Annotated in this window: 10 protein-coding genes and 2 pseudogenes; 6 read left to right on the top strand and 6 right to left on the bottom strand. The window is 62.4% G+C overall.

The window, feature by feature from the left end; all coding sequences use genetic code 11:
• The gene (locus ACETWP_RS15835; protein ID WP_373973236.1) at nt 1–2154 is read right to left on the bottom strand and encodes an AAA family ATPase; all 2154 of its coding nucleotides are present in this window, start codon (nt 2152–2154) and stop codon (nt 1–3) included.
• A gap of 572 nt (nt 2155–2726) precedes the next feature.
• Here ACETWP_RS15835 and ACETWP_RS15830 point away from each other — a divergent pair.
• From ACETWP_RS15830 to ACETWP_RS15815, 4 genes and pseudogenes are all read left to right on the top strand, one after another.
• Nucleotides 2727–3068: pseudogene (locus ACETWP_RS15830) on the top strand (transglycosylase family protein).
• A gap of 79 nt (nt 3069–3147) precedes the next feature.
• The gene (locus tag ACETWP_RS15825) at nt 3148–3423 is read left to right on the top strand and encodes a hypothetical protein (protein WP_373973235.1); all 276 of its coding nucleotides are present in this window, start codon (nt 3148–3150) and stop codon (nt 3421–3423) included.
• Between the two features lie 101 nt (nt 3424–3524).
• Nucleotides 3525–3740 (top strand): hypothetical protein, encoded by a 216-nt coding sequence (locus ACETWP_RS15820; RefSeq protein ID WP_373973234.1) that lies wholly within the window; start codon nt 3525–3527, stop codon nt 3738–3740.
• Nucleotides 3727–4566, top strand: coding sequence for a hypothetical protein (locus tag ACETWP_RS15815; RefSeq protein WP_373973233.1), 840 nt, complete (start codon nt 3727–3729; stop codon nt 4564–4566). The genes ACETWP_RS15820 and ACETWP_RS15815 overlap by 14 nt, the downstream gene beginning before the upstream one ends.
• A 352-nt stretch (nt 4567–4918) precedes the next feature.
• On the opposite strand, the gene ACETWP_RS15810 is transcribed toward ACETWP_RS15815, so the two are convergent.
• Nucleotides 4919–5818: a hypothetical protein gene (locus ACETWP_RS15810; protein ID WP_373973232.1), complete on the bottom strand. Its 900-nt coding sequence runs from the start codon at nt 5816–5818 to the stop codon at nt 4919–4921.
• Nucleotides 5819–6354: 536 nt separating this feature from the next.
• On the opposite strand from ACETWP_RS15810, the pseudogene ACETWP_RS15805 reads away from it, so the two are divergent.
• Nucleotides 6355–6959, top strand: a pseudogene (locus tag ACETWP_RS15805) (recombinase family protein).
• Nucleotides 6960–7140: 181 nt separating this feature from the next.
• On the opposite strand, the gene ACETWP_RS15800 reads toward ACETWP_RS15805, so the two are convergent.
• The 3 genes from ACETWP_RS15800 to ACETWP_RS15790 form a co-directional block, all read right to left on the bottom strand.
• A complete protein-coding gene (locus tag ACETWP_RS15800; protein ID WP_373973231.1) occupies nt 7141–8265 on the bottom strand; it encodes a spherulation-specific family 4 protein in 1125 nt (374 codons plus the stop codon).
• A gap of 145 nt (nt 8266–8410) precedes the next feature.
• A complete protein-coding gene (locus tag ACETWP_RS15795; RefSeq protein WP_373973230.1) occupies nt 8411–9853 on the bottom strand; it encodes an SGNH/GDSL hydrolase family protein in 1443 nt (480 codons plus the stop codon).
• Nucleotides 9854–10183: 330 nt separating this feature from the next.
• Nucleotides 10184–11545: a hypothetical protein gene (locus ACETWP_RS15790; RefSeq protein WP_445012767.1), complete on the bottom strand. Its 1362-nt coding sequence runs from the start codon at nt 11543–11545 to the stop codon at nt 10184–10186.
• A 1098-nt stretch (nt 11546–12643) separates the two neighbouring features.
• Between ACETWP_RS15790 and ACETWP_RS15785 the strand changes: the two genes are divergently transcribed.
• On the top strand, nt 12644–12769 hold the full coding sequence (locus ACETWP_RS15785; RefSeq protein WP_373973228.1) for a hypothetical protein: 126 nt from the start codon (nt 12644–12646) through the stop codon (nt 12767–12769).
• Here the strand turns inward: ACETWP_RS15785 and poxB are convergent.
• Nucleotides 12766–14487, bottom strand: a complete 1722-nt coding sequence (gene poxB / locus ACETWP_RS15780) for a ubiquinone-dependent pyruvate dehydrogenase (protein ID WP_373973227.1) — start codon at nt 14485–14487, stop codon at nt 12766–12768. The two genes, ACETWP_RS15785 and poxB, sit on opposite strands and share 4 nt — an antisense overlap.
• Nucleotides 14488–14513 lie beyond the last annotated feature (26 nt).

The following is a 14513-nucleotide window of genomic DNA, read 5'->3' as shown; positions in this document are numbered from 1 at the left end:
CTAGCCGGCGACCGGGTCCGGCGGGCCGGGGGCCGCCGGGGGAGGGGTGTCCAGCTGCGCGCGGAGGGCCTTGAGGCCGTAGGTCTTCTCGACATCGATCCGTTCGCCGTAGTGGTGCTCGGTCAGGAGGGGCAAGATGTCGTATTCCCAGATGTCCTCCAGCTGGCCGGGACGGAACCGGTCGCCCTTGGGCATCAGGTAGCTGGGGCCGATCCTGAAGTCGGAGGCCCCGATCTTGCCGTTGACCGCGGCCAGGAGGGCCGCGGGTTCCCCGTCCAGGTCGTGGTGGTCCAGCCACCGGGCGAGGACGGTCTTGGTGGGGTGCTTGTCCGGGTGCAGCTCGACGAAGGAGAAGCGCCGGCGCATGGCGGCGTCCAGCAGCGCGATGGACCGGTCGCTGGTGTTCATCGTGCCGATGAGGAAGAGATTGGCCGGAAGGACGAAGGAGTCCTCGTCGTCCTTGCTGTACTGCAGCTTGATCGGCCGGTCCCGGTATTCCAGGAGGAAGTACAGTTCCCCGAAGATCTTGGCCAGGTTCCCCCGGTTGATCTCGTCGATGACCAGGACGTAGTTGAATTCCGGGTTCTTCAGGGCCTGGTCCACGATCCGGCGCAGCGGCCCGTCCTTGAGCTCGTAGGTCAGGGACCCGGCGGCCGTGGTGGCCGGGCGGTAGCCCTGGAAGAAGTCCTCGTACGAGTAGCTGGGGTGGAACTGGACGATTTCGGTGTACTCGTCGGCGCCGGCGACGTGTTCGGCGAGTTTCATGGCCACGAAGGTCTTCCCGGTCCCGGGGGGCCCGTAGAGGATGACCTGTCCGCGGCGCTCGAGGAGGTCCAGCTGCTTCTGCAGCCATCCCCGATCGAAGAACAGCGAGTCGGCCAGCTCGGCGTCGGCGGGTGGGAACGGGCGCCGTTGACCGGAGCGCGCCGTCTCGGCGGCGGGCGGCTCCGCGTCCGGCTCGGGGTCCGGTTCCGTGTCGGGGGCGGGTTGTTGGTTCCATGCGTGGGCGAAGGGTTCCTCGTAGAAGTCCACGGGCCCGCCGGTCTTTTGCTGGAGTTTCAGGATGATGGCGAGCAGGTCGCGGTCGACGTCGGTCGTGTCGGCGCTGATTTCGCCGACGAAGGCCGCGCGGATGGCGAGCTTGTGCTTTTCCGAGACGATGGAGCTGATGCGCTGCGGGTGGACGATGTAGGACAGCGTGTTGCGTTGCGTGGGGAACCGGTGGCCGGGCAGGTCGTTCACGAAGTCGCGCCAGGCCCAGGCGTCTCCGAGCAGGCGTTCCTTCTCGGCCTCGGTCTGCCGCAGCCAGCCATCGAGCAGCCCGATGATCATCACGAGCGCGGCGTAGAGGTTGTTGCTCATGGCGGTGCCGGGGTTGAAGCTTCCGGACTTGAAGGCCTTGGACACCTCCGTCGGTATTTGGACGGGATGGTCCATGTAGCCCAGGAGGGTTTGGACGCGTTCCTTCTTCGCCCGTTCCCCGATTGCCCCGGGGCTGATCGGGAGTAGTTGCCAGCACACCAGCTCGGCCATCAGCAGGCGGGCGTCGTCGGAGGCGTGGGCCAGCTGGACCTCGAGTTTTTCCACGAAGTTGCCGGCCTCGGGGTCCGGGGCGTCGACGAACACCGAGCGGAGCTCGTCGAGCGGGCCGGTTGCCCAGATGGCGCGGCCGGGGGCGAAGACGGAGTCGCCGTCTTGCAGGCCGCGTTCCACGAAGGGCAGGGCGGCCAGCCGGACCGCTTCCTCGTCCTTGTCCACGGCGACGATTGTCGTTCTGAGCTGCTCGTTCTTTCGTTCGCTACTCAGGGCGTTCCAGGCGTTGTACCGGTTGCGTGCCTCGGTCACGAGCGTTGGGGCGTCGGGGTAGTCCTCGAGGGCCTGCCGGCCATCGGGGGTGATTTCCCACAGGCCGCGGCCGCTTTTCTTTAGCCAGCCGGCTTTGACCAGGTCCACGCTGGACCATGTCAGGGTGGCTTCGGCGCGCGAGAGTCCGCTCGGGAGCAGTTCGGCCTCGTGCTCCTCTTGGGGGACCTGGGAAAAGACCTGGGGGAAGACGGCCTCGGGTCCGGCGGTCTTCGGGAGTCCTTCGGGATGGTCCGCGAGGAGTTCGAGGACGAGGCGCACTCGGCGTGCGTTGTTTTCCGTTGCGGACATGTGGGTCTCCTTCTGGGCTTTAGGAGCAGACTAGCCCGTGGCACCGACGATCGGGCTAGTGGCCATCCGGCCTCGTGGAGGCGGAAACGGCGACGAGCCCCTCGACGAGGAGGGCTCGTCAGAGGCGAAGTTCGGCTACATGGGACCCGCTGGCAGAGCTGCCGTCGTATGCGCCGTTATCGGTGTTCCCGAAGGCGCGCTCGGGTCACTGCTCGCGACCCGGGCCGATGGAGTTCCGGACAGCCGGCGATCAACTTCTGGATTGGTGCCAGCTTTAGCCAACCTTCGCGCCACGCCTGCTTGACGTCGTTCACAGTATCGTCCATGTCGTGCTCGACGAACGACGCGTAGATCTCGTGTCGGAGAACCCGCGGCCACTGGGACCACATCGTCACCGCTAGAGCACTCCCCGCGCAAGGTAACATTTCAGTAACACCCGGTACTGCCAGACCAACTGCCACACAGGTCGGATTGTCGAAGGCGCACCCGTGATCGAACCGGCGCCCGACACCCGTAGCATCACCGGCGCCTAGCTGAGCCCCGTCCTTGTCCCCGACCTTCGGAGCCCACCCATGCAGAAAACCCTCCGCAAACTCACCGTCGTGTTCGCTGTCCTGACCCTCGCCCTAGGCTTGTCCGCCGGAGCCTCTCTCGCCGCGGCCGCCCCCGCCACCACCGCCCAATGGGCGAAGATCGCCGAGTGCGAGTCCGGCGGACGCTGGTCCATCAACACCGGCAACGGCCACTACGGCGGCCTGCAGTTCAACCTCCTCACCTAGAAGGCCTACGGCGGCAAGGGCTATCCGCGCAAGGCTTCCAAGGCCGGGCAAATCAAGATCGCCAACAAAGTCCTCGCCAAGCAGGGCTGGAAGGCCTGGCCGACCTGCTCCAAGAAACTCGGATACCGCCGATGAAGGCCCCGTGGCCGGTCCGAAGCAACCCGCGGTACGGGATAACCTGAGGGCTCGAACTTTGAGCTCCCAGGGGACCGAAATGCCTGCACGACCACGACCTGCTATTCGGGCGCTCCTGCTCGGCCTTGGCCTGTGGATCCTTGCCGGACTGCTCGCACTTTTCGACGCAGCGAGCAACGGCCCATTCGGCAGCGGCTTCTCCCTGCTGGCCCTTGCGGCCCGGATCGTCGGGCTGGCCGCGGCCGTCTTCAGCCTGTGGGCGATCTGGCGCGAAGCGGCCGCCCAGGACTTCCTGGGCGACGCCGCCGAGCCGACTGGCGCCATGGCGGCGGTTTCGCCGTCCCCGCCCAGATGAACGCGCCGGCGTCGGCTACAACGGCCACCACCTAGCCGGTCCGGACTGAATCCCGTCCACATCCAAACCGCGATCGACCACGCCAGGCAGGAAGCCACCGCATGAACGCCAAGAAGTCCGCAGCTGTTGGGCAGCCGCTAAAACGGATGAACTTCGACGTGCCCGAGGACCTTGCCCACGAGTTCAAGGCCTACGCCGCCCTCCAGGGCAAGACGCAACGCGAAATCATTGCCTTCATGCAACGCTGCACCCGCAAAGGATCGAACCGAAGGCACATAGTTCCAACCAGTGGGGAAGAAGAATATGGCAGAAGTTAAATACAAGCGGTACAGGGACTATCTGCGACAGCGGGTGGCCACAAATGACACGATGATGGGTCTGTTGGCTGGCTCCAAACTCGCTTCTCAGACACTCACCCTGACCGCAGGGTCCCGCTTGCGCCTGAAGGACATATTCCCCGAAGTTCCACACATTGAGCGTTTCAATCTGACGACCGAGAAGGCGCGGGTTGTTCTCAACGACGCGGAAAATCTGTTGGGCGTCTTGGCTGTACCGCAGATCATGGCGCTACACGAGGATTTGATGACGGGCATGCTCGGTCTGCTTGAGCTGAACTCGCCCGGATCGACAAAGTCGAAGGACAACGTCACTGCCTCAAATCTCCACGAAAAGTTTGAGGCTGCCGCAAACATGACATTCACGGCAGCGTCCCTACAGCTGTTTCATCTGATTCGCTTGGCACGTAACGAGCACATTCACAACGGTGGCGTCGTGCGACAGCGCTTTGCTACTGCAATCGCAGCCTGCAGTGCGACCAGCCTACGTGTATGGGAGGACGTCACTGGTGAACCCTTTCCGGCGTACAGGACGGGAGACCGAGTTAAGTTAGGCCTCCCGGAACTCATCGGGACACTCGCTCTGACCAAGCGGCTGGCAACGGAGGCGAACGAGGGGCTACAACCAGTTCTCTCAGCTTCTATCTGGGCCGATCTTGTAGCCGAAGAGTGGAAGGATCCTTGGGTGCCGGGTAATCCAGGCCAGCAGGACAAGCGTATTCAGGGCATAGCCAGGAAGTACTACGGTGCCGTGAACATCAAGGCAGCAGAGCTCGCCGACGCCCGGAAGAGGATTGGGAACCCTTAAATATATGGAGGGCCCAACTGTGAGTCGGGCCCTCCATACAATAACGACGGTGGCTTTGCCATTTAAGCTACGTCTAGGAGGCCAACAGCTCCTCTTCGCCGCCACGGAGTCGAACCGGGATCGAACCGTTTCCGTGAAACGCCCGATCGTGAATCGGTGTGGCCCATAGCCAGCGTTTCCAGAAGTCCATTGCTGAACGTTTCAAGTGTACCACAGCCTGCATCAACTGAGAAGCATGATCAACAAGCGTTCTCGCTATCAACGGTGGTGGAGACTTAAAATGAAACCATCGACCACAGTTTGAGTTACGGGATCCGTCTCAGATGTCTAGCCGCAAGTACAGTCCGCTTGCCTACCAGCCATCGACATGCTCGTCGTCAACTTCCGTCGCTCGTCCGCTGGTCCGTTCGTTCGCCGCTATCAGCTCATCGACTACCACTTCCTTGTCCGCGATTCCGGCGATGTGGTAGTTGAAGAAGTCCGTAGACGTGTGGATGAAGTTTCGAGAGACGACGTCGCCTAGCATCGGGAGGCCCGCAGCCGGGGTGTTAGTGGCAGTATCAAGGATTGTTGACACCCACCGGACCTTCCGGAACAGGCTTAGTGCCACGCCAATCGACGGCTCGAACGTCGGAAGCACCAGGTCATCCATCACCATCTGCCCGGTAGTTTCGAGATCGGCCTGTATCAGTTCCGTTTGAATTGCGTGCGCCATTCCATTCCTGATCGAAATTAGCTCGCGCACTTCTTCGGAGACCGAAGCCCGCGCAGCAAGAGCACACCACTCGTTGTAGGTATTCACCTGGGCGTTGTCGTTCCACAGCGAGTCCAGGTGCTCGTACCGTCCGGCTCCGTTTGCGAACCGTTCGATCGTAATCGTGAGATCGGGGTCGAGGGAATCCACCGGTCGGACGAGGTACTCCGCTTCGTGCATCGAGGCGCCAAGGCCTATTGGAGTCAACGCCTCAACCGCGTCGAACAGTTTTCCAATCCTGTGCGAGTAATTTTTGAGTTTGGGGAACTTTCCAGTGTTCCCGTACCCGTGGCAGGCGATAGCCAGCTTGCACAGGCGCTCTAGGCCGGACGAATACGAGTACATCCCGACGTGAAGTGCGTAGTTCAATTCGTCGCTGCCAAAATCGACCAGTTCAGGCTCTGTAGGGACGGAGCACAGCCTCCGAAGTCCAGTAAGGGTCAGCTCTGTGGCGAATTGGGTTTCGACGACAAGGTTCGTCCAGTGGATCGTGGTCATCTGACCATTCAAGCCGATGCTGGTTAGTTTTTCGTCGACTCTTGCCCCGCCGGGGTCCGGCCGCCGGAGCCCGTGCAGTTCGTTGTAGCGGCGCTGTCATTTTCGAGCTCATTCGCAGAGACTTCCCCGGACGTGAGGCTCTAACCTCTGTGATCGATACCGGGTGTGGCGAGCTTACTGGTCATCGCTTCCGTGCGGGAATCGAGAAGTACGAAATAGTTGGTACCTGGCTCCAGTGTCATTTTCATATCCACTCGGTCGTTCGAGACCGACACATGTGGGGGCATTAGTGCCAGATACAGCTGCGTCGCAACTGGAACGACCATGGACCTTCACCGGGCCGTTCCCGGCCGGGACGCCACGGCGATCCATTTGTGGGGACGTCCAATTGGGGTACACCCCAGCCTGACGTCAGGGACGACGTTCCAACGCGTCAGGTTAGGATCGATTTTCACGATAATAGATACCTTCGGCGCAGGGTCTCAGAGTTCATCCTGACAGTTGGGTTGGATGGCAGGAAAGCTGGGGGACGGGTCTTGAGTCAGCGGATCGGGTACGTGCGGGTGAGCACGCTGGACCAGAACGAGCCGCGCCAGCTCGAGGGAGAGGCCCTGGACCGGGTGTTCACGGACAAGGCCTCGGGCAAGGACGCGGAGCGTCCGCAGCTGGTGGAGCTGGTCGGGTTTGCACGCGAGGGGGACACTGTCGTCGTGCACAGCATGGACCGGCTGGCGCGGAACCTGGATGACCTGCGCGCCGTGGTCCGCTCGCTCGCCGGCAAGGGGGTGCGTGTCGAGTTCCTGAAGGAGGGTTGGTGTTCACGGGGGAGGATTCCCCGATGGCGAACCTGATGCTGTCCGTGATGGGGGCGTTCGCCGAGTTCGAGCGGTCCCTGATCCGGGAACGCCAGCGCGAGGGCATCACCCTGGCCAAGGTCCGCGGCGCCTATAGGGGACGCAGACAAACCCTGGACGCGGAGCAGGTCGCCGAGCTCGTCCGCCGCGCGGCGGCCGGCGTCCCGAAGTCCGACCTGGCCCGGGAGTATGGGCTGAGCCGGGAGACGGTGTACCAGTACCTGCGCCGGCACGCCGCGGCAGACCCGGCGCGCGCGTCCGAAAGTATTGTTCCTGCCGCCGAATAGTGCTGCGGAAACACCACCGTTGATCACTGTGATTCACACGTGTCGACCGCGAAGCAGGACCTCGACCGGCAGTTCGAAGCCGTTGCGGAGGGAGGGCATGTCGGTTAAACGGATCTACGTGGACATGAAGTACGGATCCACCACTATCGGGCACTCCACGGACGCGGATTGGGTGCTACCCCTATTCGATCGGTGAGGCGCAGATGGGCGCATGGTTAATCCAGTAGGGCGGCAGGGTGTCCCATGGGTTGGGCAGATTGTCGTTGGTGACATAGAGGTAACCCGCATATCGGAGAACCGATAGTTGGCAGGCTGACAGGTATCCGGGATCTTTCGCTGCGTAGATTAGGTGACTGAAGTTCCTGGAGGGCTGGTACTTGACCCACGACGGGTGGCTCCAAGTTCGGTACTTTTCCGCAGTGCCCTCGAAGATGACGAGTATGTCGGCCACCCTGCCGGTTCCTAGCTGCCACCCGGTGGACGCCGCAGCACCGGGGTTGCCGACAACGGTTTCCGTGCCCGCAGTCTTGGTTTTGATGTAGTTGTAGAGGTTTCTGTAGTACGCCTTGATAGGGTCAGTTGCGCTGTTGCTCATCTCGTCGAGGAAGATACCGTCGATCTTGTAGAGCTTGTAGTACTTATCGACGTCGGCCTTAACTTGGGCGATTGGCCGTGCCCCGTAGTCGGTGTAGACGTAGCCAATGGTTTTTTGTGCTTTTCCGTGGCAGTAGGTAACGACCCTGGTGTAGTCGGCATTGGCTGTTGCGCCCGTCCCGGGACCATTCCCGGGATTCATGACAGCGATGGAGCTGCCACCGCGCGTGTTCATGCGGTCGCACATCTGCTCCCATTTTTTGTTTGCCTTGCTGGGATAGAAGTAGGCGGGCACAAGCTGGTGCTGGTTGTTCACGGTGGGCGGCGCACACTCTTCGCTGCTATATGTGATTCCGTCGAGACTGGCCGCACCGACCTGATAACAGTACGTTTCGCCTCGCGGGACCGCGTGCGTGGCGGTGTACAGCTTCCCGGTCGTGCCCACGGACGAGGACGGCACGGAGGTGAGTTGCTTCCATACGCCGCCCGTGATCCTGTACCGGATCGGGAAGGCCTTCTCGTTCGTGGATTGGTCGCGCCACGACAGGGTGACTTGCAGGTCCCCGTTGTGCCACACGGATACCGTCGGGGCCCTGGGGGGAGCCGCGACGGCAACGGATGAGGCGGAGGCGAGGGAAAGCGAACTCAGGATGAATACAGACAGCAGCACGGAAATGCGTCGAAATGCCGAACGATCTCTGGTCGAAGTCATGTCCTTCTCCAAGAATGGAATAGGGTCCCCTCGCAGTTTCTAAGATGTCGAGAGGGATGGTATCTGGTGGGCAGTCGCCCCTCTCTAGCACTCTTCGTGGCCATTTCGGCGCCGATGCGGTCAATCGAGGGGGATTGGATCACTACTAGCGAAGCCTGATGTTGCGCAGGATTTCGTCCCCGTAGGCGCGGTGCCCCTGGGGATTGGGGTGTGCGGTCCCGAACTTGTCTCCTTGCAGACGCCAGGACCATTCATAGGTCTTGAACCATCCGTCGGAGCTTGGGGGAATGAACTTTCCGTTCCATCCCGCGCAATACGAGTGCCGCTCGAATACGGGGGTGAGGTCGACGGGCTTGCTCCAGCCGTGGCGCGTGCTAGCCGCCGCGATGGTAGTGGAGAGTGTCGATCCCCAAGCAGCCATCCGGGCGCCTTCCTTCGCGCTAATGCCGACCCCGTTAAAGTGGAGCGATCCGCAGGCGCCGCCCTTGAAGACCTTTGCTGGGTAGCTTGTTAGGTGGACGGAGCGCACTCCGGGCAGCTTCGTCCTCAAGGCGCCTGCTAGGGCGGCATATTTGTCGGGTATTTGCTTCATCTGATCGGCAATTCCACCGTCGCCGAAGCAAGCGAGGTGCCTTCCGATCATCTTGGGCGGGAAATACGTACCGAGGATCTTGCCGCCGGGCCAACACGCGGGTTTCTCCACGCAGTTGCCGCCCTTCCAGTTCGTCGAGCAGTTTTCGATGATGGTGCTGAAGTTGAGATCATTGAGTCCCGCCGCTATCACTAGGGCATCGATGGGCCGGCCCCTTACTCCGACGGCGTGTTTGATGGCGTCCACCTGTGGGGGAAGGGGCGCGAAGAGTGCTTCCCTGCCGGCGTAGGGAGTATCTATGAGGTGCCACAATTCTGCTCCGGAGCAGGCGGCGCTAATGAAGGTGACCGATGTGTGGCTGTTTTCGAGTGCTTTCGCGGCGCGGGCCGGGCCGCTGAGCTTTGAGCGGTGGCACTGGGGGGACTCCCATTGGACTGGTTCAATGGTTCCGGTCTTTTTTATCTCGCCTTTCCAGTTCTCGGACGTCTTGTAGGAGCCGGGTTTGTCGGGGCTGCCTTCGCCAGAGGCCAGGGAGTCTCCCATCGCGACGATGAGGCGGTCCTTGAAGTCCACGCTTTGGTTAAGGAGCGGACTCACCCCTTCGGTGCCTGCCCCCCAGTCCGTGTGCACGGCGAGTGTCGCCTTGTACAGTCCCGGCGACTTGAGGATGTTCAGCTTGAGTTGGCAGGCCGGTGTTCTGCGTGTGAAGCTCCACGGATCCCCTACTTTCGTCAAGGTGAAGGTATACGCAATGATGCGTCTCTTGGATCCTGATGCGCACGCATTCAGGGTCATGGCCCAATTAGTCGGGTTTACGAAGTTCTTGTCGTAGAGGCCCGTGCCGTGGTTGTACGCTTTCCAGCTGGCTTCAAAGCGGCCGGGCACGTTCCAGCTCAGTATGGGTTTGGCGTCCGGATCTAGGAATACTGCGGACGGAGCGGTGTCTTCCGCTGGTGCTCTTGTGGTGGCGCCATCTGGAGTGGTGACAAGCGCCATGATTAGGGCCACACACGAAAATACGGGAAGGAATCTGTGGTGGGGGTCGAGTGTCACTTTCCTACGGGACATCGCCCACCACGCATGGCGTAGCTCCGTAGCGGTGGATCGCTTTTCGTTCATGGCTGACTTTCCTCCTTCGTTCCTCGGAGCAGATGTCGAGTCCGGGACTGGTTACGCGTACTCGAGACCCGGCATAGGGGGTCAAATTGCTGCTGCGACCCGCATCCGGGAGAGGGGTCGAACTCGAAGATGGCTGCAGGCGCTTGATCCGAAACCTGTGCCACGGTCGCTCTGCGCGCCTTTTCAGCGGAGTCGCCGGCCATATTGTCAGCAGCGCCCGCCTTGGGTGATGCGGATTCGGACGTTGAAGTCCTGCCACGCCAGCGGGAGTGAACCGCTCGCTTCGCTAGAGAATTTCGCCCTACCGCCCGTTAACAGGCTGTCCGCAAACCGGCCCTTATCGTCGAAGAGGTTCGAGTTGGGCTCGGATCCAATTTCGTCGTTGTCCCAGCCGTGAAGGGCCCAGTTCACGGACGTGCCCCGCTGAACGCACATCGTCATTGGTTCGGGCAACTGCTTCGTCGGCACGAGGGCGCCGGTGTTCAGCGACATGGGACCGCCCCGATTTTCCTTATGGACGGACTTGTGGAAGGCCTGCGGGTTGTCGTAGAACGCCGCGGAGAGCTGGATCTCGCCGCTACCCGAATCATCACCGTCGTTGCGGATCTGAACGCTTTCCACGGCTACGGTCACCCGATGGTGGAAGGCGTCGTTGAAGTCCGGAACGGGCCTACAACGCGTGTTTGCTGGGTGGGGGTTGGCACCTGGGCGCACCAGCATGGCCAGAAGGAGACCGTCGCGGTCCGCCCTGCCTGCTTTCGCAACGAGGCGGCACCATTCGTTTGCGGTCTGCAGTTCGGCCAAGGCACGGGCTTTCTTGTATTTGGCGTTGGTTGGGGAGTCTTTGTTCAGTTCTTCGTGGGTGAAACCGCCGTAGCCCGCAGTGGGGATTGAACACTCGCCGTCGAGAAATCCTTTCCCGGTCTCCAAAAGGCGTCCTTGACGGACGCCTGTGCTGTTGTAAAGCACAGACTGAAAATCCCCGGCACCGTGCTTCTTGATTCGCCAACCCAAGGGAGGCGACCAGTCGTCATTGGCCAGAATGATGTCGCTGGCCACGATGCTCCCCCCCTTCGGAACGGTCCAGGACGAGTCGACGGCACTCTTGGTGCCACTGAAGGACACCAGATCTGATGCCTCCGGCTTTTCTGGTCTTCTTGGGTCCCGTGGGTACCCGAGTTCGACCCAGTTGGCGTGGCTGTATAGGTCCTGAGCGGTATGTAGTATTTTTCCGAACTCATTTGTTGCATGGAACACCCTCCGTTGCTGGAGGAATGTCATCACGGATGAATACCTGCTGTTGATGGTGCTGACGGACTTATCGAATTCGCAGTCGTCGAAGTGGTACTCGTCTTTGGACACGTTGCGGGGAGGTAGCCCCTCGTTGTTGTCCATCCAAGCGTGTGCATCGTTTATGTCATCGATGATTGGCCCATGTAGGAAGCTCGAAGAACTTCCCGGACTGAGTCCCTCTGATGTGACGCCCTTGTGGTCGCCGAATGCCAGAGCCGGGCTCGCCCCAATAGTTGTTCCTAGCGCTACCAATGCGGCCGTACACAATGCGGCCATCTTGCTTGACATGGTCTTATCCCTTACCGCTGCGTCCAACGAGAGGACTAGCCACTTTCCGTGGCTCGCCCCCTGCGAGAGGAAGGGCGCAACTTCTGGCTGTCCGTCCGAGCAACGACCGTCCGCCAGGAGCTCGCTAGTTCAGCAGCGCAGCGCACGCACGGGAAAAGGACTCAGCTCGAACATTCAGGTCATCCGCAATCCCGCCAGTTCCGAATAAGGCATCTGATGCCGCCGCAGATACCTAGGAAAGGGCGCTTCTTCATCATGCGGCGCACCATGAGACTCTTGCTGGCCGAGACCGTCCCCATTGAACGGTTGCCCGAAGTTAGCAAGAATTCGTAGAGAATGACAGCCGAAGAAGGGCACAAATTAGCACTTGGATATTTGTTCACAAAATGCGTGACAGAAGAGACGGTTTATTTCGACTCGACTTAACGGGCGCAAGCTAAGAGACTCCCAAAGAAAATCACGAATCGTTGGGGGCTTCGTCGCGCTCGGACAAACTCTCCGCTGATGCATGTGGTCCGACCGACGCGCCCAGCACCAGTTGCGAGAAGGATGCGCCACCGCGCCCAGCAAGGAAGGTGGCTCCCAAACCCTTTCCCCGTTTGAGGCTGAGACAGTCGATGCAGAGACGACATTCCGAGACAGTGCGCGGCCCGACTGTCCGCCTCGTACATCCCCGGGCAAGGCCCGCGACGGCTGTCTCGCAAAGCTGTTGTTCTTCGAGACAGATGGGAAAGCGTGGCTGTTGTCTCGCTTGAGTGCTTGAGCAACGGATTCCGGACGAGGTTTGCTAGGCAGGGTTGCAAGACTGCTCGCCCCCAGCGTTCTCGGTACAGGTCGGTCTCGCTGGACGGCGCCTTGCCACGTGTCGGTTGTAAGAAGTCTTGCGGGAAGAAGGACTGCGTCCGCTGGGCGTGATCGGACAGCTTTACCGCCTCGGCGACTTCCTCCGGACTGAGGGAGGGGCACTTCGACGTCCTCGCGGCAAGCCTGATGGCACGCCGGGCCTCCGAGATGGACGGCCGAGGCCGCATCGACGCGTTGACAGCGCGCGGGCGGGAGACCATTGACGTCGTATTCGCGCACCGCATGGACAACAAGCGTCGGTTGCTGGCCACTCTCACGATGCGCGAGACGACGCAGCTGGAGACGCTACTGGCCATGCTGCCCGGCGCCTTCGAGCACAGGCCCGGACTGGGACAACCCGTCCACTAAAACAGCTGCCGCAGGTTCGTCTTCGCCAGGTCGAACAGTTCGTCGCCACGCCCGGACAGCACCGTCCGCAGCGTGTAGAGCGCGAACCCCTTGGCCTGTTCCAGCTTGATGGCCGGCGGGATGGCCAGCTCCTGCGCGTCGGTGACCACGTCCACCAGGGCGGGGCCGTCGTGGGCGAAGGCCTCGGTCAGCGCGGCGTGCACGCCGGCCGAGTCCTCGACCCGGATCCCCTTGATGCCCATCGCCTCGGCGACGGCGGCGAAGTTCGGGTTCTGCAGCGTGGTGGCGAACGGCAGCTGCCCCGCGGCCTTCATCTCCAGCTCCACGAAGTTCAGCGACGAGTTGTTGAACACCACGATCTTCGCCGGCAGGTCCATCTGCACCAGGGTGAGGAGGTCGCCCAGCAGCATGGCCAGGCCGCCGTCGCCCGAGAGCGTCACCGCCTGCCGCGCGCGGTCCTGCGCCAGCACGCCGATCGCCTGGGGCAGCGCGTTGGCCATGGACCCGTGGGAGAACGAGCCGAGCAGCCGCCGTCGTCCATTCATTTTCAGGTACCGCGACGCGTAGACCACGGGGGACCCGACGTCGGGTAGGAACACCGCGTCCTCCGCGGCCAGCTCGCTGATCCGCCGCGCCAGGTACTGCGGGTGCACGGGCGCGCCCACGCGGGCCGGCGTCGCCAGGTCGTCCAGCTTCTCCCGCGTCTTCGCATAGTGCTTCTGCGCGTCCCGGAGGTGCTTGTCCTTCTTCTGCCCCAGCAGCGGCAGCAGCGCGGCGGCGGTCTCGGCGACCCCGCCCACGAGCGCGACGTCCACCGGGTGCCGGCGCCCGATCTGCTCGCCCCGGATGTCCACCTGGATCAGCGTGGCGCCGTCCGGGTAGAACTGCGGATACGGGAAATCGGTGCCGAGCATGAGGATCGCGTCCGCGTCGGACATGGCCTTGTAGCCGCTCGCGAAGCCCAGCAGGCCCGTCATGCCGACGTCGTGCGGGTTCCGGTATTCCAGGTGCTCCTTGCCGCGCAAGGCGTGCACGATCGGCGACTTCAGCCGCTCCGCGAGCCGCATGACCTCGGCGTGGGCGCCGGCCGTCCCGGCCCCGCCCAGAATGGTCACGGACTTGGCCGCGTTGAGCGCGTCGGCCGCCTCCCGCAGCTGCTCGGGCACCGGCACGACGGCGGAGCGCGCCTTCCTCACCACCGTGCGCCGGTCGCTGGTGGCCTCGGCGGACGCCACGTCCCCGGGGATGACGAGGACGGCCACCCCGCGCTTCTCGATGGCCGCGCGCATCGCGATCTCCAGCATGCGCGGCATCTGCTTCGGGTCGGCGACGTACTCGACGTAGACGGAGCACTCGCGGAACAATTCCTGCGGGTGGGTCTCCTGGAAGTAGTTGGTGCCGATCTCGCTGGTGGGGATGTGCGCCGCGATCGCCAGCACGGGCACGCGGCTGCGGTGGGCGTCGAAGAGCCCGTTGATCAGGTGCAGGTTGCCCGGGCCGCAGCTGCCGGCGCAGACCGCCAGTTCCCCGGTCATGGCCGCCTCGGCCCCCGCGGCGAAGGCCGCCGTCTCCTCGTGCCGCACATGCACCCACTCCATGTCGTCGTGCGTGCGGAGGGACTCGGTGAGGGCGTTCAGCGAATCCCCGGGCAGGCCGTAGATGCGCTTCACACCGTTGAGGGAGAGGGTCCGGACGAGGTTTTCGGCGACGGTGACCATGGGTTCCAGCCTAGGCGCGATCCCGT

It is taken from the genome of Arthrobacter halodurans (assembly GCF_041877255.1).
Lineage (GTDB): Bacteria > Actinomycetota > Actinomycetes > Actinomycetales > Micrococcaceae > Arthrobacter_N > Arthrobacter_N halodurans.
This window is presented reverse-complemented; position numbering and strand designations above follow the sequence as displayed.